Source organism: Armatimonadota bacterium (assembly GCA_013359125.1).
GTDB lineage: Bacteria > Armatimonadota > Fimbriimonadia > Fimbriimonadales > GBS-DC > JABWCR01.
Genome location: JABWCR010000001.1, coordinates 74,970 through 96,064, shown reverse-complemented (window position 1 = coordinate 96,064; position 21,095 = coordinate 74,970). Strand labels below are relative to the sequence as shown.

Below are 21,095 nucleotides of genomic sequence, written 5' to 3'. Positions count from 1 at the left end.
AGGCAATAATGGCTGGAATAACAGTTCGTTCGATAAGAAACACGCTGAGAAAGAAGGGCGTTCGGTGGCTCGTCGTCATTGGCGCGCTGATCGTTGCGCTGAGCATGGTCTCGCTTTGGTCGGGCCCTACCGATCTGATGGGCGGCCAAAACGGCAACGCCATTCAGGATCGAGAGGTAATCGCCACCGTTGGCAAAGAGTCGATCTATGGCGAAGAGGTGATGAAGATCGTTCGCCAGAACCAGCAGTTCAATCCCTCTTCCGGCCCGGCGAGCGAGCTTCAGTCGATCGATCAGGCCATCAATCAGTTAGCCTATCAAAAGGCTTTCGTCCAGGCCGCCAAGAAAGCCGGAATGCTGGCGAGCGGCCGCGAGGTCGACGCGTTCAAAGAGAAGACCTTCCGCGACCAACTGGCCAGCTATCGAGCCAGCCTGCTAAAGGACGGCAAGGGCACCGACGCCGACTTGGACAAGGAGATGAAGAAGCAGTACGGCATGTCTCTGGCCGATTTGGAAAAGCGATTTATGGAGCAGGACGAGACCATGTTCGTGTTGCAAGCCACCCAGCAAAAATGGATCGATTCGCTGAAGTCCAAGTATCTGCCCAACGACGAGCAACTCAAGCTGAGCTACGACGAGGTGGAGACGGCGCGAATCGTGCTCAATAGCGATAAGCGCTCGGTCGAAGAGGCGAAGAAGAAGGCCGAAGAGGCGAAGGCCGCTGTCGCAGGCGGCATGAAGTTTGAAGAGGCGGTCAAGAAATTCAGCGACGACGTGGACTTTATCAAGAATCAGAAGGGAATCATCGACAAGGGGCGGTATGGCGACGTGCAGAACATGCTGGGCTATCGCCTGAAGCCCGAGGATGTAGGCAAAATTCTTGCGCTTCCGGTCAACGGCACGTCGGACTTGATCGAGGCCTCGGATGGTAAGTCGTTCTTCCTCTACCAGATGGTCAGTCGCAAGCCCAACCTACCGAAGGACTTTGAGGAGAAGAAAAAGGAATATGCCGAGCAGTACGCCAACCAGCGCGCTCAGCAGGAGTTCTTCAAGTCGACTTCAACGGCTACCCAAGAGTACAAGACCGACATCAAGATTCCGCTCATCAAGGCCTATCGCGACTGGAAGATGAATCCGCACCCGATGGCCGCCGAGAAGATGAAGGCCGGCACCGCCGCGCTCAAGGCGATCGACGAATCGCTCAGCCAGCCTCGCTGGTCGATCATGGCTCGGTTCCTTCAAATTGAAGTGCTGAAGGAGCTAGCCGCCCTGCCTGCCGACGAAAAGCAGAAGGCTGAATATAACGATCAACTCTTAGGCGCGCTTCGGGCCTTTTTCAACGAGGGCGGAGCAGAAGACGCCGAGCTGAGAATCCTCTTTGCCGAGAGGCTGTTGGCGAACAAAGAGGAGAAAGCGGCCAAAGATTCGCTCGAGATCGCCTTGGCCAACGCCTACAAGCCCGAGCACTTCGGTTTGGCCGAGCGAATCGGCGAGGTCGCCAAGAAGCACAACATGAGCGAACTGGCCAAAGAAGCGACCGACAAGCGCAAGGATCTGTTCGATCAAATGGTTAAACAGCGCGCCGAAGAGCAGAAGGCGATGATGGAGCAACAAGCGCAACAGAAGAAGATGGCCGAAGAGGCGGCCAAGGCCAACAAAGCGAACCAGGCGAAATAGGACATGTGCGGGATAACGGGTTACGTCGGCCCTCGCTCGGCCGTCGATGTCGCGCTCGATACGCTCCAACGATTGGAGTATCGGGGCTACGACTCGGCGGGGGTCGCCTTTTGGAGCGGCAAAGAGCTGAACGTCTTGAAACGCGCGGGCAAAATCAAACAGCTGACCGAGCTTTTGGACGGCGTGCAAGGCCATGGCATGGCGATCTCGCACACCCGATGGGCAACGCACGGCATCCCCAACGACCCCAATTCGCATCCCCACACCAACGAGGATGGTCGGGTGGCCGTGGTGCACAACGGCATTGTAGAGAACTACCTGGAGCTTCGAAAGGAACTGGCCGAGCGCGGACACACGCTCGCCTCTGACACCGATACCGAGGTGTTCGCCCATCTGATCGAGGAGCAGTTGGATCAGTGGGACCAACCCGAGCAAGCGGTGGCCGCCGCGCTCAAGAAGATACGCGGTTCCTATGCGATCGCCGTGATGCTTAGGGACAAGCCCGACCGCATTATCGCCGCCAAGCACGATTCGCCCTTGGTGATGGGGTTGGGAGAAGGCGAGAATTTTCTGGCGTCCGACATTCACGCCCTGCTCAACTATACGCGGCGAGTGGTGATTTTGGAGAACGGCGACATTGCCAGCCTCAGCGCTCAGTGCGCCAGGGTGTTCGACCGCGACGCAAGCCCAGTGGAGCGACCGGAGCAATATATCGATTGGTCGTCGGAAGCGTCGGAGAAGGGCGGATACGAGCATTTCATGCTCAAAGAGATCAACGAGCAGCCGCAAGCCGTGCGAGACACGCTGCGCGGCCGCTTGATGCCTACGGGCGAGATTCGCTTCTCGGAGATGCGCCTGCAACCCGAGGATTGGACGCGCTGGAACCGTTGGATCATCGTCGCCTGCGGCACGGCCTATCATGCGGGCTTGGCGGCTAAGGCGGCCTACGAAAAGTGGCTGCGCCGTCCGGTCGAGACTTTCTTCTCTTCAGAGTTTCGATATGGAGACCCGATTCTGACGCCGGAGACGCTGGGCATTTTCGTCAGCCAGTCGGGCGAGACCGCAGACACGCTGGCGGCCTTAAGGCTTTGCAAGGAGGCGGGCGTTACAACCATCGGCGTGGTCAACGTGGTCGGCAGCGCCATCGCTCGCGAATGCGATCAGGCGGTATATACCCAAGCCGGGCCGGAGATCAGCGTGGCCTCGACGAAGGCCTATACCACTCAGCTGGCGCTGCTCTATCTAATCGGGTTGCACGCCGCTCGACTGAGCGATTCGATCGACAGTCTGGAGTACAAGCGCGCTGTTCGGACGCTGATGCACGCGCCGTCCGATATCAGCCGCGCATTGGAGACCGAGCCACAGGTGATCGAGATCGCTAAGGCGATCAAGGAGATGCCCTTGGCGTTCTACCTAGGGCGCGGAGTGGACGCCTACGCTGCATTGGAAGGCGCGTTGAAGATCAAGGAGATTGCCTATGTGCCCACGCAAGATTGCCCTGCCGGCGAGATGAAGCACGGGCCGCTGGCGCTGATAGAGCCGGGGGTGGTGGCCGTCTTTGTGGCGACCCAAGACCACACGGTCGAGAAAATTCTGGGGAACATCAAAGAGGTGCGCGCGCGGCGCGGCACGGTGCTGCTGTTGACGAACGAGGGCGACGACCTATTGCCTCAAGAGGCGGACCACACGATCTATCTGCCTAAGGCGCAATGCGAGGCGCTCTCCCCGCTCAGCGCGGCGCCCGTATTGCAGCTTCTGGCCTATCATGTCGCTCGATTGCGCGATTGCGAGATCGACCAGCCGCGCAACCTGGCCAAGAGCGTAACGGTGGAGTAGTATTCGGATCGCCAGGCTTCTGCCGGGCCAGGCGGAAGCCTGGCGTTCCGGTCAGCGGCTCGCGGGGACGCTCGCCCTCCCGGCGACACGTTCAGAAAATGCGGCGGAGCGCACTGTAGCGGCCTTCTAGAAAAATGTAGCACAAGAACAGGCACGAAGAGCGCCTATGCCACGCGGCGGAACGCCTTCACTACGAAGACCGGCTTCTCTGGCAACGACTTGACAAAGGCGTCGATGCTGTCCCAAAATGCCAAGCCCAAGACCTCCGAGGTCAGCGATACGTTTCGCCCGAACATGCCGCCCCGATAGCCCGGGATCGCCTTCAGATTCTCAAAAATCAGGCTCAGGTCTTGCTCTACTTCGGTCTCTTCGCCCGCGGGGCTTTGGGTCACGCTAAAGGAGGCGTAAGCCCCCACCGGCATGGTATTGGGCGACGACCGGCCGTCGATCATGTAGCGGCGGACGTCGGCCGTATCGATAAAGGCTTCCATAACCAGTTCGAAAGCGTCGCTCTCGATCAGCGCGGCCTCTCCCGCTTCTGCCGAAGCCTCGTCCCGATAGTGGCGCACCACGCGAAACTCGGTCGGGTCTTCTACGGCTTGCCAACAGGTCATGGATCGAAAACCGTCCAACTCGCTCAGTATGGTCTGATATTGCCGAAAGACCTCCATCGCCAGCTCCGGCTTGGCCGGATCGCTATGCGCGTGCCCGATGACCATGATCTCTTGCATAGCGCGATTATACCGGGATTGAAACTGCCGAAACCTATTCACCGCTTCATGCTGTCAAAATAGCGGTAATCACTAAATCCGTACTGGAGGATCGCCATGCTTCGCAAAGTCGGCGTTTCGCTCGCATTGCTTTTTGCATTGTGCGCCTTGGCGCAGCCGCCTCAGATTCGCTCTACCCTAGTCGATCGACATGGAAACATCTTTGAAACCGGTAGCCATGGGAAAAACCCGACGCTCTGGATAGCCAAACGAAACTCGGAAGACAACGTTGTCTGGAGCGACACCTGGAATGTCCAGGGCAGTCGCGGAAACAGCCTTGCCACCGATCCGCTTGGCAATCTTTACGTTGCGGGCACGGACGGGAACTTTGTGGTCCGCAAGTACAAGCGGCATTCGGAGAACGATTATCGGATTGAGTGGACAAGGCGAATGGATATGGGAGACGGCGCGGAACAGGCTTCGGCCATCCTGCTCGATCGATTCGGAAATCTCTATGCGGCTGGCTCGTTGGCTATTGGTCCGGTCGCCGCGCCCGTTATTGTCAAGATGGATGCCCGCGAAGGCGTTCCGTCAAACGACTGGGAAATCGAGTTTGCATACGGTCCATTGCACGGCGCGCGGATGATGCGTTTGCCGGAAGGATTTTCCGGTTTGTTCGATCGGCTAGCGCTGGACGAGAGCGGCGGCATTTGGGCGACCGGAACCGCCACTGATGGAAAAGGGCGCGCATTGGAGCTGATTCTGCGAGTTCGCGTCTTTGACGGCCAACCGATAACTGCTGAAACCAAAGAGTTGGAGGCCCAGAAAGGATGCGCTCAATGTTTGTGTGCGCGGCCTTGATGGCCGCGGCGGCGAGTTTCGGGCAGTTTCGATTACACTGGACCGAACGCGCTGGTCAGTCCGTTGCCAGCGACTATGCTGATTCAACGGCCGATTCTTCAGGGAACCTCGTCAACTCGTCCTATGGGAACAATGCCTCGGGAAGATTCCTTTCCGTTTCTAAGCACGCTCCTGACGGACGGCTGATCTGGCGCTCGACTTATAGTCCTCCTCGCGGCAGAATTGACGGGAGGTCTATGGCGCAGGGCAAAGACGGCTCGATCGTTTCGCTCGGGATGGTGGATTACGGGACGGAATATCCGGAGCGAATCTCGGCAAGTTGCGTCGTTAAGCACGACAAAGAGGGCAACCTGATTTGGTCCCACCAATTCGAGTCGATGCCGAGCGGCCAGTGGCTCTTTGAGGATCCTCGGCGCATCGCCGTCGATGATCGAGGGGGCGTCTATGTCTGCGGCTATTCGGACGACATGAACTTTGTTAGTCATTGGCCGGTGTACAAATTGAGCCCTGATGGACGACTCGAGTGGGCGAGGAGACTGCCTGCAGAGTTGAGACGGCACAGCAACAAGGCGTCGAGGATTATCTATTCCGCGGAATCGGACGTTGTCTTCGTCTTGGGCAGCAAGAGCAACGGCAGGCTAGACCACGCGACTCCCTATGTCTCATCGCTGGTAGGTCGCGCCTACGCTCCAGATGGGACGGAGAGGCCCTACTTCGAACTCTACCGCCCCATCAGTTCGATGGGAGTCTTAATGCATACGGCCTTGCAACCTACGAAGGAGACTTGGTCTTTGTCGGCCATGCCACTCAAGGCAATAGCAATGTTGGGGGTCCATCCACCGCCCTGCCCATGGCTCGGGTCGGCCCTGACGGTCAGATCCGATGGAGTTTTCTTTATGCTCCGTACGGAATCCTGAACCAAGGTTCGGCAAGCGATGTGGAGGTGCACGGCACGACGATCTTAGCGTCGGGCGGCGTCTCTTGGATCAAGGACTGGAACGAAGGGCGGCCGCTCATTTTGTCCGTAACGACCGACGGAGAGATTCAACGCGAGATCAGTTATAGACCGTATTATCGCTTCTTGGGCGGTTTCGGTCGGGCGAGGGTAGATGCTAGAGGCCAGATAACGGCAACGATGGGAGGGGGGCCGCACAGCAACCAACATAGCATTTACCTGATGCGTTATACATTGGACGGCAGCCTGATAGAGAAGCACATCTACGAAGGGCCTCGCACCAACGTAACCGTTGCGCGAGACGTTTGGATCGATCCCGTTGGTGGGATTTGGCTCACGCTCGCGTATCCATGGATCATTGCTCGATACTGCCAAGGCTGGGCGGACGCGGCTATGTTGACGATGCGGACTTGGCCATCGTTCTTGAACAATTCGGGCGATCGGTAGACCCGGGGTCGGCGGGCGACGTCAACGCGGACGGCTGGATCGACGATTCCGACCTGGCGGCCATGCTTTGGGCGTTCGGATCTGTATGTCCATGATTGTGCGAGCGGCGCTATAATCCCATTTATGCCCAAGAGGGATCGCGCCGCCCGGTTCGTTTCGTCCGATCGTCTTAGGAAGGTTGTCTAAGCGACCGCCATGCGCTGGCAGGACGATTACCGATCGAAGCTCCAAACAGCCGAGCAGGCGGTCGAGGCGATTCGTTCGGGCGATAGGCTCTACGTAGCGGGCAACGCCGCCACGCCTACGGCGCTGTTGACGGCTCTTGCCCAGCGGGCAGGCGACCTGATCGGCGTCGAAATCACCCATATGCTAATGTTGGGGGACAATCCTCTGGCCAGTCCCGAATGCGAGGGCGCTTTTCGGCACAACTGCCTGTTTGTGGGCAAGGGCGACCGCCAGGCGGTGCGGGAGGGCCGGGCCGATTATGTGCCGATCCATCTGCATCAGATTCCGCGTCTTTTCGACGACCGCATCGTGCCGCTGGATGCCGCTTTGATTATGGCGAGCCCGCCCGACAACCAGGGTTTGATGAGTTTTGGCGTCGAATCGCTCATCACGAATGCGGCGATACGCTCGGCGCGCCGGGTTATCGCGCAGGTCAATTCTCGGATGCCCCGTGCTTTAGGCGATTGCTTTGTGAGCGTCGGCGATGTGGACGCTATTGTGGAGGCCGAGCAAGCACTGCCCGAATTGCCACGGGTCGAGGTTACCGATGTGGAGCGGCGGATCGGCGAGCACGCGCGGCGCTTGATCCCCAACGGGGCGACGCTGCAGATGGGCATTGGCGGCGTGCCCGACGCGCTCTTTGAAGCCCTGGAGGACGCGCGCGACCTGGGCATTCATACCGAGATGCTGTCGGACGGCGCCATGCGCGCGATCCAGAAAGGCATTGCGAACGGCCGCATGAAGACGCTGCATCCGGGCAAAGCGGTCATTACTTTTGCGCTCGGTTCGGCCGAACTGTACGCCTTTTTGCACGACAATGCGGGGATCGAATCGCATCCGGTCGATTACGTCAACGATCCGAGCGTTATCAGTCAGAACGCTTCGATGATTTCGGTCAACTCGGCGCTGGAGATCGATTTGACCGGGCAGGTGTGCGCCGATTCGATCGGTACGGAGATCTATTCGGGCGTAGGCGGTCAGGTGGATTTTGTGCGCGGGGCTACGGCGTCGCAAGGAGGGCGGGCAATCATTGCGTTGCCCAGCACGGCCAAGGGCGGCCAGTTTTCTCGCATTGTGCCCTTTTTGCGACAGGGAGCGGGCGTGGTGACTACGCGGGCGGACGTGGACTGCGTGGTTACCGAACACGGTACGGCGCGGCTGTTTGGGATGAGCCTTCGTCGACGCGCGGAAGCCCTGATCGCTATTGCGGACCCGGCCTTTCAGGACGAGCTAGAGCAAGCGGCGCGAGAGCGGAAGCTGATTTGAGATGGTCAAGTCGCCCCGGACGCTCCAATGCTGATAGGCGCCTTCCTCTGGGCCCTCCGCACCAAACGGCAGGCGCGGAGGGATCGGAGAGCCAAAGCGAAGACCCAGCCCGGAGCCCCTCGGCCTATACAGGGAGCCATTTGGGCCAGGCGGAAGGGCGGCGTTCCACGTCTACGACTCTCCCCTGTAGCGGCGGCTGAGAAGCATCGAGGCTTCTTGGCGGACGGCGGGGTCGTCGCTTTCGATCATGGGCAGCAGCGGCTCAACGGCAGCCGGGCTCCAGATGTTGGCCACGGCTTTGGCGGCCAGGAAGCGCACATGCTCGCAATCGTCGGTGAGCGACGCTAGCAGCGCTGGCATGGCGCGCTCGTCGCTCAGCCAGCCTAGGGCATAGATCGCCGCTGTTCGCACACCCGGCTCTTCGTCCTGCAGAGCCTCGATCAGCGGGCCGACGGCCAACCGATCGTAGGTCTCGCCCAATGCTGCGGCGGCCACCATGCGCACATGCTTGTCCGGGTCCTTGAGCGCTTTGGAGAGCGGCTCGAAGGCTCTGGGGTCGCGCATCACGCCGAGCGCCCCTGCCGCGGCGCCTCGAATCATCTCGTGCGGATCGTCCAGCGCCCGGATGAGCGGGAGGACGTTGTCCTCCTCGCTCATCATCCCGAGAGCGTAGGTCGCGTCGAACCTCTCGCGCCAGTCGTCGCTCTCCAGGGCGTCGATCATTCGCTGGCTTTCGGTTTGGGCGGCCATCAGCAACCTTCTCCGAAATGTTGCAGAACGATAGCCAGATCGACATCGTCGACCGCACCGTCGCCGTTCGCATCGCCGTTCAGGTTTTGGCCGTAAGCGCCAAACTGTCCGAGCACGATCGCCAGATCCGAGTCGTCCACGCAGCCATCGCAGTTCAGATCGCCCGGGGCGCCAGGGATGCTGACCAGGGTTCGCTGATTGTCGAGGATCGCCGCGGGCAGGCACTTGGCCGAGTGCATCAGATTGTTGGTCAAGGTCTTGAACACGGTGATGTGGCCCTGATTGCCCAGACCGCCGTCGAACACGCGCACCCACCAACGATTCTGGTAGCTAGGCGGGAGCATTGCGGAGGCCGCCGTCAGGTCTACTTGGCACCACATGCCCGGCAGTCCGCTGCCGGTGTATTGGGTTACCAACTTGACATAAGACGGCGAATCGGGGTCGCCCGCGCCGACTTCAACTCTCAGGTCGCCTCGATTTGGATGGTCGATGCGGACAAGCGCGGTTTTGCTCTGGCGCGTGGGGATGTAGGCCATCGCGCTGGAGTTGGCCGGCACGTCGGTCGGCGCATTGCCGCTCGCATACGTCGCGCCGCCGCTGACGATACTAAAGCCGGTTAGCGCGCCTTCTGCGTCGCCGTTGGCATCGGTTACTTTGCCAAAGTAGACCACGGTCTCGCTCGGCGTTTGGTAGAACCAGTGCTTGTCGCGCAACGGCAGGTAGACCGTGCGCTCGCCCGAGCCGTGATTCTCGCCGTCCCAGACCTTTTTCAAAAAGATCGGATTGTCGGGATTGCCCAGGCCGATGTAGACATCGGCGAGGTCGTGAATCGGGTGGCTAAAGCTGATCTTGGCATAGGGCGCTTGGACGAACTGGGCGACGACCATGTCTTGACCGGCGCCTTGCGAGGTTGTCCCGACGTAGACTCGTCCGAGGCTGTCCAAAGCGACGCGCACCGGGCTCTCGCTGCCGCCGCCGTCATAGGCCGCCGACCATCGAACTTGACCGTTGAACTTGTTGATCTTAGTAACGCGAGCGTCGCTAGTGGCTCCGTCTAGGAAAACCGGCTCTCCATCGATGTCGGTCGCCACATCTGCGCTGGCGGTCGGATTGAACCAGACGACGTTCAAGTTGGCGTCGAACGCATAGCATCCGCGGGAACCTGCTGCGTAGACGCGCTGATCCGAAGACCAGACCGCCAGTCGCTTGAAATCGAACTGGCCGCTGGCCGGGTTGCCCACAACGGTCGCGAGGTTCGAGCCGTTGCCCGCGTCCATCTTGAGGATGACCTGGCCGACCGTGGCAACGTTGTTCGCAACAGCGGTCGTCGCATAACCGGCGACGTAGAGATAGTTTGTGCCGCTCACGTTCATCACGGCACAATCGAGCGCGCTGTCTTCGATGTAGAAACCGAGGTTGATGCTGGAGTTGGCGCCGTACGGCCCGTTGTACAGCCGCACCCACTGTCTGGTTCCTGCGGCATTGTACTTAAGGAAGAGCATGTCGTCGCCGCGCATTCCGTTGTAAGTGTTGCCGACGACGTAGCAGTTGCCGGCTGCATCGATGGTCAGAGCAAGGCCAATGTCAAGGCCGCTGGGCACGCCGGTATTGTTGTAGCCATCCAGCCACTCCGTCGAGGCGTTCTGGTCGTACTTGATCGTGATGCAGCTGCCTGTGCCGCCCGTGCCGGTCGCGATGGGCTTATCGTCTGGGCCGATTTTAACATCGTAGAACGCATCCCCGCCATCGGGCGAGTTGTAGGCATTGGACCACAGCGCATAGCCTTGAGGGCTGTACTTGACGATGCGCATGATAGAGCCTTGACCAACCTCGTTCGTGCTGCCGACCACGTAGATGTTGTCTTGCGAGTCGATAGCGAGGCCGCGGCCGTAATCGTTGGTGTTGGCCGAACCATTGTAGCGATGCGACCAGAGTCGGGCGCCGTTCCAATGATATTTGACGGTGAACATGTCGTGGCCGTTAGGTCCGGCGGAATACCCGGTCGTGTAGACATGGCCTTGCGAGTCGACGGCCATGTCGGTTACGATGTCAAAGTCGTTGCCGGGGCCGGTTTCTCTTCCGGCCCAGGCGAGGACGGCTTGCGAGTTGGCCGCAGACGCGATGAGCGTCGCGACGGTGATGCTTAAGGCGAGGATCGCCGATTGGTTTCTTTGCATGTCAGATGCCTCCGTTTGTCGTTTGGCGATAGTTTGCCAAAGGGGTCTGACACAACTCTGACAAGGCGAATCGGGGCGGCGGGATTCTAAGCAAATAGGCCGAATTAAGCGTATCATGAAGAGCCTCTTCGTCAATGCATTGTTGGCGACAGTACCGGCGTTGGTTGCGCTGTTTACGACATGGGCGGTAGTTCCGATAGAAATTGGCGGGGCGTTGGGGGAGATTACCAACAGGCTTGTGGGCCCAGATTTGACTGTCGAACTCACTGCGCGAGAGTCGGTCGAACTATTCAATGTTTATGCCCCTAACTGGCTCGGCGTTGCGGCGATCGCGTTCGTTCCAATTGCCATACTGCTTGTTGTTGGCCAAGCAGACCCAGCGACCATTGGCTCTAGTGCTTCTTCCGATTCTCGCAGCGGCGCACTCGATTTCGTTTATCTTATCGATCGAGGCTACAAGGGGCGTCGGCCCCTTTCTCGCGCTCGCTTCTGCAATCTGGAGCGGCTGGATCGTCATTTCTGGCAATAGGAACGACGAAATGATTCGTCAAGAAGCGACCAGCGACTCATGAGGTAATCTCTACCTACCATATGAGCCAAGTTGAGACTGAGGTCAAAAAGGCCAAGAAGCCGGTTCGACGCAGCCGCCGACCCTCGATACCGACCGATCTGCCGCTTCTGCCCATTCGGGACAACGTCTACTTTCCCCAGATGCTGGCGCCGGTGTTGGTCGGAAGAGAAAAGTCGTTGCGCGCGGCCGAAACCGCCTTAGAAGAGCACAAGCTGATGTTTATGGTCGCCCAGATGGAGGTCGGAGTCGAAGAACCGTCCGAAGGCGATCTCTATCCCGTAGGGATCGTTGCCGAGATCATTCAGGTGCTGCAGGTGCCCGACGGCACTTTGCGCGTCGTCTTTCGCGGATTAGAGCGCGCGAGGCTGATCGGCATCTCCCAGACAGATCCCTTTTTAAGAGCGCGCATCGAGCCGATGCACGCTCGCGAGCCGCGCAGCGCGACAGAGATCGAGGCGCGGATGAGAATGGCGGTCTCTCTGTTCGAGAACATCGTGCAGAACGAACGAAGCGTGCCGCCCGAGACGATTCCCGCCGTCATGTATATCGAGCAGCCCGGAAGATTGGCCGATACGATCGCGCACTTTCTACCGCTCAAATTCCAGTCTAAGCAAGAAGTTTTGGAGACTTTGGACGTGCGCGAACGGCTGGACGCCTTAGTTCGAATATTGCGCCGCGAGTTGGAAGTGATCGAGGTTCAGCAGAAGATTCGCGACCGAGTCGAAGAGGAGATGGGCGACACCCAGCGCGAGTACTTCCTTCGCGAGCAGATGAAGGCGATCCAGCAAGAGTTGGGCGAGCGCGACGAAAAGGCGAGCGAGGTTGAGGAGTATCGCAAAAAAATCGAGCAGTCGGGGATGCCAGAGGAAGTCGCCGAGCGAGCGTACAAAGAAGTCGATCGACTGGAGAAGATGCCGTTCGCCTCGCCCGAAGGCTCGGTCATTCGCACCTACCTCGATTGGCTGATCATTTTGCCTTGGCAAGTCAAGACCGAGGACATGGTCGATATCGCCGAGTCGCAGAGGATATTGGACGAAGACCATTACGGATTGGAAAAGGTGAAGGAGCGCATTTTGGAGTTTCTGTCCGTGCGGAAGCTTTCCGGGTCGCTGAAGGGACCGATTCTCTGTTTTGTCGGGCCGCCAGGCGTTGGCAAGACCAGCCTTGGACGATCCATCGCGCGAGCGCTGGGCAGGAAGTTTGTGAGAGTCTCGTTGGGCGGCGTGCGCGACGAGGCGGAGATACGCGGCCATCGGCGCACCTATATCGGAGCCTTGCCGGGCCGAATCATTCAGGGTATGCGCCAGGCCGGATCGAACAACCCCGTGTTCATGCTGGACGAGATCGATAAATTGGGCTACGACTTTCGCGGCGATCCGACAGCGGCGCTGTTGGAGGCCTTGGACCCCGAGCAGAACGACCGGTTCTCCGATCACTACTTAGAGGCGCCGTTCGATCTCTCGGACGTGATGTTCGTAACTACGGCGAACCTATTGGACACCATCCCTGCGCCGTTGCGCGATAGAATGGAGGTTATCTCCTTCCCTGGCTACACCGAGGCTGAGAAGCTGATGATCGCTAAGGGTTTCTTAGTGCCGAAAAATCTGGAGAAGCATGGTTTGACGGCCAAACTGCTCAAGTTCGACGACGACGCGATCATGCGGGTGATCCGAGAATACACTCGTGAGGCGGGCGTCCGAAATCTTGAAAGAGAATTGGCGTCGATCTGTCGCAAAGTGGCACGCCGAGTAGCCGAAAGCGGACCGAAAGCGGTGCGAGTGAAGGCGAATATGGTACCGGAGTTCTTGGGCGCGGGTCGGTTTCGATACGGCGCTAAAGAAGAGCAGGACGAGGTGGGCGTGGCGACCGGACTGGTTTACACCGAGTTTGGCGGCGACACGGTCTCGATCGAGGTTACGCTGGTAAAGGGGCACGAGGGCAAGTTCACCCTGACCGGTCAACTGGGCGACGTGATGAAGGAATCGGCGCAAGCTGCGATCACCTATGTTCGATCGAGAGCGGAATCCTTGGGGCTTAGCCTGGATTTCTACCGCGAGTACGACATTCATCTTCATGTGCCGGCGGGCGCGGTGCCCAAGGATGGCCCTTCGGCAGGCATCACCATGGCGACGGCATTGGCCTCGGCGCTTACCGGGCGGCCCGTTCGGAGAGATGTGGCGATGACGGGCGAGATCACCTTGCGCGGTAGAGTGCTGCCGATTGGCGGGCTGAAAGAGAAGTCGTTGGCGGCACATCGAGCGGGCATCTACGAGGTGATCGTGCCTTTTGAGAACGAGCGCGATTTGGAGGAGATCCCAGAGCAGGTAAAGAGCGCGATGACGTTCCACTTGGTCAAGCACATGGATCAGGTCTTGCCGCTGGCGCTGGCCGGCGGAACGAAGCGACCTGCGCTGAAGACCGGCTGAGATGCCGGATAGCGGCAAAGGTTGGCTAAGGGCGTCGGCGTTCATGATGTTCGCCATTTTTATGAGCCGCGTGCTCGGCCAACTGCGCGATACCGTCATTGCGTTTCAGTTCGGCCAGAACGAGCAAACCGACGCCTATCGCGCAGCCTTTCAATTGCCCGACCTGCTCTACTTTATGGTTGCGGGCGGCGCGCTCTCGTCTGCGCTGATTCCAGTCTTTTCCAGGCATTTGCAGCTGAAGCAAGAAGAGGCCGCCTGGAGGATTTTTTCAACGGTCGCTATCCTGATGATGTCGGTCGTCGGCGTGTTGGTCGTCGTCGCAGAGGTGTTCGCGCCATGGTTGGTGTCGGTCATGTTCTCGGGCTTTGATTCGGAACGTTTGGAGATGACGACATCGCTCACGCGGATCGTGCTGCCTTCGCAGATTTTCTTCTTGGCGGGCGGCCTGATGATGGCCACGCTCTATTCCCGCAATGAGTATCTTGTTCCCGCGCTAGGCCCGAACGTTTACAATGTCGGCATCATCTTTGGCGGACTGGCGCTGGCCGGACCGTTTGGCATTGCGGGTTTGGCTTGGGGCGCCTTACTGGGGGCATTTGTCGGAAACGTCTTGTTGCCCTTGTGGGCGATGCGCCGGCTCGGGTCGAGATTGAACCGAAAAATCGATCTGAAGGACCCCGGCGCAAGACAAGTCTTCAAGATGATGCTGCCGGTGATGTTCGGGCTGTCATTACCGGGCATCTACATGCTGATCTTGCGGATGTTCGGCTCGCACTTGCCAGAAGGCTCTATCTCTGCATTGGACAACGCCAACCGTCAAATGCAGGCGCCGTTGGGGATTGTGGGCCAGGCGGTCGGGTTGGCGATCTTTCCGGTGATGTCTCGATTGGCGGCAGAGCAGGATTGGAAGACGTTTAGGCTTGTGCTTCGGAACGGTTTGCGCTTGGTTTGGTATCTCTGTCTTCCGGCGACCGCTCTGCTCTTTGCGCTGGCGGACGATGTAGGGCGGCTGTTTTTGCAGTACGGAAAGTTTAAGCCATCGGACACCGAGTTGGTGGCCTCAGCGCTGCGCGCGTTTTCGCTGGGGCTGTTCGCCTGGGCGGGCCAAGCCTTGGTAGCGCGGGCGTTTTTCTCTCTTCAAGACGGGTTGACGCCGACCCTTATCGGCAGCATTGCAACATTGGCGTTTGTGCCTTTGGCATGGCTTCTGATGATCAAGATGGAGATGGGGCCGACAGGCTTGGCATTGGCGGTCTCGATCGCCGCGACGATGCAGATGGTCAGCATGTTGATCGTGCTGGGGCGGCGCGTGCCCGCGTCGGAGGGGAGCGTCGAGCCCCAACCGTTGCTCAGGCATATCGGCATATGCGCCGGAGCGTCGCTTCTGATCGGCGGCGGCTGCTTCTTCGCCCGTGATACCGTAGCCGATTGGCTGAGCGATTTCCAGCCGAATCTTGCCTCGCTCTTTATCCTGCTTGCGCTGGGCGGCGCAGGCATGGCGCTCTATTGGCAGGCAACCCAGCGACTGGGCTTGTCCGAAGCCCAGTACGTGCGTAAGTTCTTGGCTCGAAAAGGCTCAGGCCAGGCGGAGGGCGACGGGAGGGACTAAGCCTCTCTCTGCGCCCATCTGGAGGAAGAGGCGAATAGCCTGCAGTCCGCGCTCGCCCATGTCCTGGGTCAGCTCGTTCACGTACATCCCGACAAACTGATCGGCCGTCTCAACGTCCAGTCCTCGTCCAAACTGCATGGCGTATGCCAGCGCTTCGGTTCGCCGCTCCAGTCCAAGGCGGATGGTCTCTCTCATACAGCGGGCGATCTCTTGCATTGCCTCGTCGCCCAAATCCTTTCGCACAACGTTAACGCCGAGCGGCAGGGGCAACCCGTTGGTCTCTCGCTTCCACCATGCGCCCAAGTCCTCGATTAAATGAAGCCCTTCTTGTTGGTGAGTCAATTGGCTTTCATGAATGATCAGGCCGACCGGAATGTCGCCCCTTTGCACAGCCGGCACGATTTGATCGAACGGCAGGAACTTGACTTTGGGATTGGGAAGATAGAGCTGCAGAGCCAGATAAGCGCTGGTGAGCGGGCCGGGAACCGCGATTTCCAGGCCGGCGATAGCCTCTTTGTCAAGCGGCTCGCGGCTGACCAGCATCGGTCCGTATCCGTCTCCAAAGCTGCCGCCGTGCCGCAGCACGGCGTATTTATCCGCCACATGGGCATAAGCGTGAACGGAGACGGCGGTCGTTTCCAATAGTCCTTCGCGCGCCCAGTCGTTCAGCGTTTGGATGTCTTTCAGTATGTGCTCGAACTGAAAGGGCGATTCGACCTGGCCGTTGGCCAGCGCCCAAAACATGAAAGCATCGTCTGCATCGGGGCTGTGCCCCACTCTTATGGTCATCGCTCCTCCGCTATTCCTTTCGTCTAAAACGGTCTCTTGCGACGGCGGCCACGATGAGCGCGCCGATCACGACCTTCTGCCACTCTACCGACACATCGCGCAAGTTGCATCCGTTGCGCAGCGCCTCCATCAAAAATGCTCCGCACAGAGCGCCGGGCACGGTTCCTTGTCCGCCCATCAACGAGGCGCCCCCTATAACGGAAGCGGCGACGGCCTTTAGCTCGTCGCCCTCGCCCGCGGTCGGCTCGGCCACGCCGGTGCGGGCCATGGTCATGAGACCCGCCAGTCCGACCAGCAAACCGGCTATCATGAAGTACCCGATCTGGTAACGGGAGACGCGCACTCCGGCCAACCGAACGGCTTCGGCATTGCTCCCAATAGCATAAGCGTACCTGCCCGGAACCGTTTTCGCAAGCCCGACGCCAATGATCAAGGCGACCGCGATCAGCATCCAAACGGGCAGAGCAAGACCGAGATAAGTATCGTCGCTTAAGGTCGAGAGCGCCGGCTGCGACCAGTAGACCGTGGAAGCGCCAGAAAACTGAAGAGCGAGACCGCGCGCGGCGCCCATCATGCCCAATGTCGTTATGAAGGCGGGCACGCGCAGCTTGACCGTGATCCAACCATTGACAAAGCCGCAGGCAAGGCCCGTGGCTAGGCAGGCAAGCGCCGCGACAAAAGCGGGATGGCCGGATTTGAGCGTCAGGCCGCCCATCACAGCGCTGAGCGCCATGACCGAGCCGACCGAGAGATCGATCGCGCCGCAGACGATCAGCAGAGTTTGTGCGATAGCCAGAACGCCGCCGGTCGCGGTCTGCAGGGCGACCGTGCGCAAGTTGTCCGGGTCGGAGAATCGCGGCTCGATGATGGCAAACGCCGTCATCAGGATCAAGAGCGAGGAGAGAGGCGCGAGCCATGTTTGGTGTCGCTCCCAAAGGCGCGCCAGCGTTCGCATCACGGCTTCTTGAGCGCGGCTTTCAGAAGTTCTTCGGGAATCTCCTCGTCGAAGAAGGGGCCGATCTCGAGATCGGACGATTCGAAGGGAGAGAAGCGCGAGATGAGCCAAAGTTGGCTGGCGATCTCGTTGGTGATGACGGGCGCGGACCATGCTTGATCGCCGACATATAGAAGCATCTGTTGGCCGACCCGGTTTCGGCAATAGGTCCAGAGGCGGCTGCGACCCTCCTCGGTCAAACGGAGCGAAAGCGCGTAGTATTCGCCTCTAAGCGCGTCTCGACCCTTCAGTTTGGTTCGTCCGGATGCGATGTGGGCTTCGGTCAGAACTGTCGGCATAGCTCGCAGCACATCGTTCGCCTCTATTCGCTTGCGCTCGGCGTCCCCTCGTGTGTCGGGATTGTCCGGAGCCCGAAAGTCCTCTTCGCGCGCTTCGTAGATCGCAGGAACTTCATTCTGAACGATCACGCGCCACTTCTTCTCCTCTGCGATCTGCGCGTCAAATCCAAGGATTGTAAAGTTTGACGGTTCGAGGGCTTCAAACTTTGCGCTCTGCATCCTTCGGACGGCAAGGCCCGCGTCCGCCACCCAAACAATGATGAGGATCAGGACGACTCCGAAGACTATCTTGACCGTTCGCTTTCTTTGCAACCCGCGACCCCTGGGCAAGTGTACCCGAGGAGCGCATTTGTGAAGAATCCCGTCAAGGCCACGGGCCTGCATCGGCCCAAACTGTGATATACTATCCTGTACCAACTTGACCCGGAAAGGAAGGTGTAAAGGAATGCGAATTGCCCTTGTCTGTGCGTGCGCGAGCGCTTTAGTCGCCTCCGTCTGTGCCCAACCCTACTCCCACCAAAAACTTGGGGAGAACCTGTTTGACGTGCTGAACGGCGTCCTGAGCGAGAGTGGCATCCCTGCATGGTCCGCTTCGCTCTCGACAACGCCCACGACCTTCGATATCTATTGGATTACCCAGAATAACAACTACACCGAGTCGATTTTGGGTTCGGGATCGCGAGAGGCTCGGCCTATCCAGATGGCTCCGAACGGCAATTTGATCTGGGAAGGCCGCGGCCCTGCGACTTCCAGTTTCTTCGACGTGTTTGTGAACGCCAGCAACGTATCTGCAACGGTACTGGGTAACAACCGCGATGCCCTGGCCTTTGGCTTCAAGTCTGACGGGACGCCCATCTGGTCCGGACGGGGAGCGAACAACGGCAATTTCTACGATGTGTTCGTAGGCTCTACCAACCTCTCGTCGGCTGTGCTGGGCAACAATCGGGACGCTTTTCCCGTCTCGATAGCCGGCGACTTTTTGGCCTGGGACGGCTACGGCGGAAACACTTCGGGCTTGAGAGACGCCTTCAAGACCAATTTGGCAAGCTCTAGTACGACGAATATGAGCTCTGGCCTGGGCGCCGGAAGAAGCAGCCGGGCGATCGATGTGAACACGGCCGGTCAAATGATGTGGGAGGGCTTTGGAGCGACCACATCGAACTTTAACGACGTGTTCGTCGATGCGGCCAACGTCTCATCAACGCCTCTGGGCGGCACGACGCGAGACGCGCAAGGCGGCATGATTTCGGAGGACGGCACCTCGCTTTGGCGCGGATTCGGAACCGCCACGACCAACTACTTTGACGTGTTTCGCGGCTCGACCAATATCAGCCGAACGCCCTTGGGCACCGCCGACCACGACGCAATGCCCGTGATGCTAAACGCCGCCGGCGCTGCGATTTGGGACGGCTCCGGCGCCAATACCTCCTACTACTGGGATGCGCTCATTACAGCGGCAGGAAGCACAACTACGGTAAACATCTCTCGGCCAACTTTGGGCACCAACGCGCGAGACGCTTACGGCCTTTGGCTAGGAACCGGTAGCAACGTGCTGTGGCAAGGCAAGAGCCTGCCGACCACAGGCGAAAAGTATCACCTGTTCTTCTTCAACGGCAGCGCCAATACCAACTTGACCATGGCGGCCATCGGCGTCAGCGTCGAATCGTTCCCTCTGGCGATCAACGCCGCTGGACAGATGCTGTGGGGCGCGATGATGGGCGACGGCTCCTTCCAAGTGTGGCTGTCTACGCCAAAAGCGGCCACCAACTTGTCCGGTACCGTAACGATGGACGGCTATGCAGCCAGCCCGACGACCGTTAACCTGACGGTCGATATGATCAACCCGTTCAATAACTCGGTTCGTCAGACGGCGAGCGGAGCGCTGAACGGCTCTGCCGGCTATTCGGTCAACGTCAACGATCCGGGACTGTACAATCTCAAGTACAGCGCGCCTCGCTTCTTGATCAAGCGCTTCTCTTCGGTAACCCTGTTGGGCAACGTTGTCGTAAATCTGTCGCTGATTCTGGGAGACGTGAACGGCGACAACGTCATCGATGACACCGATCTGGCCTTGGTGTTGGAGCGCTTTGGCGAGGTTACCGGCGATCCGGTTGATCTGAATGGAGACGGTATTGTGGACGACACGGACCTGGCGATCGTTCTAGAGAACTTCGGCACGTCCGGAGACTAAGAGAAATCCATGGCCCGGGGCTAATAGCTCCGGGCTATGGGATGTCGATTTCGCTAAATCGCTCGACCGAAGGGTCGAGCTTTTTTAACAGGTACTGATAGGCTCTATCCACCCGATCCCTAATCGATTCGGCCTTCGCGCGCTCTTCCGTTCCTTCCTCATACTTCGATGGGTCGGCTCGTTGCGCAATCTCGGCATAGGCCGTACGGACTTCGGTCAGCGCGGCGCCCTCTTTCAACCCTAAGGTTTTGTAGCAGAGCGTCTCGGTGGTCGTTGGGTCGGGAGCTTCGACAGTCTTTGGCTTTTCGGGCAACGGTCGAGGCTGTTCCATCGAATCGAGGAACTCCTTCTCGGCCTCGGCGCGATGGATCCCCGTCGGGTCCATGGCAGAGTCTAAGTCCTCAAGACGACGCAACGTCTGATCCAAGTAGCCAGAGGCGATCCGGCCGATGCGCTTGCCTATCGACATTTTCTATGGCTCTTTCGTTTCGCTTTGTCCGCTCTGAATCTTCTGTTCCAGCTCGTCCAATTCCTTCAGCACGTCCGATTCGGCGATGTTGGGAGCCGCTGCCGGAGCGTCGCCGCCAACGCTGACGGTCTGCTCGACGACGGCCTCCGCTTCTGCGGTTCGGAGACCAAGCCGCTCTTCCATCTTTTTCAGTTCTTCCTCGGCTTCGACGTCGACTTGAGCGTCTTGAAGCTCTGCGAGGCGGCCGGTCAGACTGTTAGACGCCATTTCGGAGCGAGCCTTTGTTTCGGCTTCGGCGCGCTGAATCTTTTGAGAAGCGGTCTCCCAGCTCGATTCGATGTTCTCGACGCTCAGTCCTTCCAATGCCTTGTTGATCGCGGTCTGAACCTGAGCTTGCTTCCAACGCGCTTTCATGGCCAAGGCTTGAGCGGTCTTGACGCGGGTTTCTTCCTCTTGTCGTCTGATCGCGGTTTTGACCGACTCGACCGTCTGGGCGGCCGTCTGGAGCGATTCCTTCATGCTGACCAGCGCGCCCTCTTGAGCCTTCTTTTCTCTCACCAGTTGCATGGCAAGCTCTCGATTGCCCTGTTTGAGCGCGAGTTCGGCTTTAGCATTTAGGTCGCGCGTTACCTTCTCAAGCTTCTCGACCTCGGCCTGCAACAGGTTCTTCTGGGTGATCGCTTGGATTGCGCGCTCGCGATTCTTGGCCAGGGCCTCTTGCATTTCGCGCCGTGCCTGGTCCAACAAAACGTCCGGGTCTTCCAGGCTCTCCACCTTGCCCGTAAACCACGCTACTAAGTAGCGCCACAGCCTTCCAATCGCCTTAAACATGCATCGATGCTCC

The 21,095-nt window shown here is 59.1% G+C and carries 18 protein-coding genes; 10 read left to right on the top strand and 8 right to left on the bottom strand.

Annotated features, from left to right (window positions below):
• Positions 1–8: 8 nt before the first annotated feature.
• Positions 9–1,676, top strand: a complete 1,668-nt coding sequence (locus tag HUU60_00465; GenBank protein NUL81180.1) for a SurA N-terminal domain-containing protein — start codon at positions 9–11, stop codon at positions 1,674–1,676.
• A gap of 3 nt (positions 1,677–1,679) precedes the next feature.
• Entirely contained in the window at positions 1,680–3,512 is a 1,833-nt protein-coding gene (glmS, locus tag HUU60_00460; protein ID NUL81179.1) for a glutamine--fructose-6-phosphate transaminase (isomerizing), read from the top strand.
• Between the two features lie 164 nt (positions 3,513–3,676).
• On the opposite strand, the gene HUU60_00455 is transcribed toward glmS, so the two are convergent.
• Complete coding sequence (locus HUU60_00455) at positions 3,677–4,243, bottom strand: antibiotic biosynthesis monooxygenase (protein ID NUL81178.1); 567 nt, start codon at positions 4,241–4,243, stop codon at positions 3,677–3,679.
• A gap of 96 nt (positions 4,244–4,339) precedes the next feature.
• On the opposite strand from HUU60_00455, the gene HUU60_00450 reads away from it, so the two are divergent.
• The 4 genes from HUU60_00450 (at position 4,340) to HUU60_00435 (ending at position 7,976) form a co-directional block, all read left to right on the top strand.
• Entirely contained in the window at positions 4,340–5,083 is a 744-nt protein-coding gene (locus HUU60_00450) for a hypothetical protein (GenBank protein ID NUL81177.1), read from the top strand.
• Between the two features lie 236 nt (positions 5,084–5,319).
• Positions 5,320–6,000 (top strand): hypothetical protein, encoded by a 681-nt coding sequence (locus HUU60_00445; GenBank protein NUL81176.1) that lies wholly within the window; start codon positions 5,320–5,322, stop codon positions 5,998–6,000.
• Positions 5,934–6,485 carry a hypothetical protein gene (locus HUU60_00440; GenBank protein NUL81175.1) on the top strand — a complete coding sequence of 184 codons (552 nt, stop codon included), beginning with the start codon at positions 5,934–5,936 and terminating at the stop codon, positions 6,483–6,485. The genes HUU60_00445 and HUU60_00440 overlap by 67 nt, the downstream gene beginning before the upstream one ends.
• Before the next feature lie 195 nt (positions 6,486–6,680).
• Positions 6,681–7,976, top strand: a complete 1,296-nt coding sequence (locus HUU60_00435) for an acetyl-CoA hydrolase/transferase family protein (protein NUL81174.1) — start codon at positions 6,681–6,683, stop codon at positions 7,974–7,976.
• A 171-nt stretch (positions 7,977–8,147) separates the two neighbouring features.
• Here the strand turns inward: HUU60_00435 and HUU60_00430 are convergent, their stop codons facing one another.
• Both HUU60_00430 and HUU60_00425 read right to left on the bottom strand, forming a co-directional pair.
• On the bottom strand, positions 8,148–8,726 hold the full coding sequence (locus tag HUU60_00430; protein NUL81173.1) for a HEAT repeat domain-containing protein: 579 nt from the start codon (positions 8,724–8,726) through the stop codon (positions 8,148–8,150).
• Positions 8,726–10,903 (bottom strand): SBBP repeat-containing protein, encoded by a 2,178-nt coding sequence (locus HUU60_00425; protein ID NUL81172.1) that lies wholly within the window; start codon positions 10,901–10,903, stop codon positions 8,726–8,728. The genes HUU60_00430 and HUU60_00425 overlap by 1 nt, the downstream gene beginning before the upstream one ends.
• Before the next feature lie 115 nt (positions 10,904–11,018).
• Between HUU60_00425 and HUU60_00420 the strand changes: the two genes are divergently transcribed.
• The 3 genes from HUU60_00420 (at position 11,019) to murJ (ending at position 15,509) form a co-directional block, all read left to right on the top strand.
• Complete coding sequence (locus HUU60_00420) at positions 11,019–11,432, top strand: hypothetical protein (protein NUL81171.1); 414 nt, start codon at positions 11,019–11,021, stop codon at positions 11,430–11,432.
• A 62-nt stretch (positions 11,433–11,494) separates the two neighbouring features.
• Positions 11,495–13,900 (top strand): endopeptidase La, encoded by a 2,406-nt coding sequence (gene lon / locus HUU60_00415; GenBank protein ID NUL81170.1) that lies wholly within the window; start codon positions 11,495–11,497, stop codon positions 13,898–13,900.
• 43 nt (positions 13,901–13,943) lie between these two features.
• Positions 13,944–15,509, top strand: a complete 1,566-nt coding sequence (murJ, locus tag HUU60_00410) for a murein biosynthesis integral membrane protein MurJ (protein NUL81169.1) — start codon at positions 13,944–13,946, stop codon at positions 15,507–15,509.
• Here murJ and HUU60_00405 read toward each other — a convergent pair.
• Genes HUU60_00405 through HUU60_00395 form a run of 3 tightly spaced genes read right to left on the bottom strand, consistent with a single transcriptional unit; the run spans position 15,477 to position 17,903 of the window.
• A complete protein-coding gene (locus tag HUU60_00405; GenBank protein NUL81168.1) occupies positions 15,477–16,298 on the bottom strand; it encodes an ABC transporter substrate-binding protein in 822 nt (273 codons plus the stop codon). The two genes, murJ and HUU60_00405, sit on opposite strands and share 33 nt — an antisense overlap.
• 10 nt (positions 16,299–16,308) lie before the next feature.
• Positions 16,309–17,253, bottom strand: a complete 945-nt coding sequence (locus HUU60_00400) for an ABC transporter permease (GenBank protein ID NUL81167.1) — start codon at positions 17,251–17,253, stop codon at positions 16,309–16,311.
• A complete protein-coding gene (locus HUU60_00395; GenBank protein NUL81166.1) occupies positions 17,253–17,903 on the bottom strand; it encodes a hypothetical protein in 651 nt (216 codons plus the stop codon). Before HUU60_00395 ends, HUU60_00400 begins: the two co-directional genes overlap by 1 nt.
• 133 nt (positions 17,904–18,036) lie before the next feature.
• On the opposite strand from HUU60_00395, the gene HUU60_00390 reads away from it, so the two are divergent.
• Positions 18,037–19,782: a hypothetical protein gene (locus HUU60_00390; protein ID NUL81165.1), complete on the top strand. Its 1,746-nt coding sequence runs from the start codon at positions 18,037–18,039 to the stop codon at positions 19,780–19,782.
• A gap of 34 nt (positions 19,783–19,816) precedes the next feature.
• Here HUU60_00390 and HUU60_00385 read toward each other — a convergent pair whose 3' ends face one another.
• A complete protein-coding gene (locus tag HUU60_00385) occupies positions 19,817–20,251 on the bottom strand; it encodes a hypothetical protein (GenBank protein ID NUL81164.1) in 435 nt (144 codons plus the stop codon).
• Positions 20,252–20,254: 3 nt separating this feature from the next.
• Positions 20,255–21,082, bottom strand: coding sequence for a PspA/IM30 family protein (locus HUU60_00380; protein ID NUL81163.1), 828 nt, complete (start codon positions 21,080–21,082; stop codon positions 20,255–20,257).
• Positions 21,083–21,095 lie beyond the last annotated feature (13 nt).

Excerpts from the sequence above, each read along its gene's own strand:
- HUU60_00465 (NUL81180.1), top strand. The coding sequence starts at position 9 with ATGGCTGGAATAACAGTTCGTTCGATAAGAAACACGCTGAGAAAGAAG.
- glmS (NUL81179.1), top strand. The coding sequence starts at position 1,680 with ATGTGCGGGATAACGGGTTACGTCGGCCCTCGCTCGGCCGTCGATGTC.
- HUU60_00455 (NUL81178.1), bottom strand. The coding sequence starts at position 4,243 with ATGCAAGAGATCATGGTCATCGGGCACGCGCATAGCGATCCGGCCAAG.
- HUU60_00450 (NUL81177.1), top strand. The coding sequence starts at position 4,340 with ATGCTTCGCAAAGTCGGCGTTTCGCTCGCATTGCTTTTTGCATTGTGC.
- HUU60_00445 (NUL81176.1), top strand. The coding sequence starts at position 5,320 with ATGGCGCAGGGCAAAGACGGCTCGATCGTTTCGCTCGGGATGGTGGAT.
- HUU60_00440 (NUL81175.1), top strand. The coding sequence starts at position 5,934 with ATGGCTCGGGTCGGCCCTGACGGTCAGATCCGATGGAGTTTTCTTTAT.
- HUU60_00435 (NUL81174.1), top strand. The coding sequence starts at position 6,681 with ATGCGCTGGCAGGACGATTACCGATCGAAGCTCCAAACAGCCGAGCAG.
- HUU60_00430 (NUL81173.1), bottom strand. The coding sequence starts at position 8,726 with ATGGCCGCCCAAACCGAAAGCCAGCGAATGATCGACGCCCTGGAGAGC.
- HUU60_00425 (NUL81172.1), bottom strand. The coding sequence starts at position 10,903 with ATGCAAAGAAACCAATCGGCGATCCTCGCCTTAAGCATCACCGTCGCG.
- HUU60_00420 (NUL81171.1), top strand. The coding sequence starts at position 11,019 with ATGAAGAGCCTCTTCGTCAATGCATTGTTGGCGACAGTACCGGCGTTG.
- lon (NUL81170.1), top strand. The coding sequence starts at position 11,495 with ATGAGCCAAGTTGAGACTGAGGTCAAAAAGGCCAAGAAGCCGGTTCGA.
- murJ (NUL81169.1), top strand. The coding sequence starts at position 13,944 with ATGATGTTCGCCATTTTTATGAGCCGCGTGCTCGGCCAACTGCGCGAT.
- HUU60_00405 (NUL81168.1), bottom strand. The coding sequence starts at position 16,298 with ATGACCATAAGAGTGGGGCACAGCCCCGATGCAGACGATGCTTTCATG.
- HUU60_00400 (NUL81167.1), bottom strand. The coding sequence starts at position 17,253 with ATGCGAACGCTGGCGCGCCTTTGGGAGCGACACCAAACATGGCTCGCG.
- HUU60_00390 (NUL81165.1), top strand. The coding sequence starts at position 18,037 with ATGCGAATTGCCCTTGTCTGTGCGTGCGCGAGCGCTTTAGTCGCCTCC.
- HUU60_00385 (NUL81164.1), bottom strand. The coding sequence starts at position 20,251 with ATGTCGATAGGCAAGCGCATCGGCCGGATCGCCTCTGGCTACTTGGAT.
- HUU60_00380 (NUL81163.1), bottom strand. The coding sequence starts at position 21,082 with ATGTTTAAGGCGATTGGAAGGCTGTGGCGCTACTTAGTAGCGTGGTTT.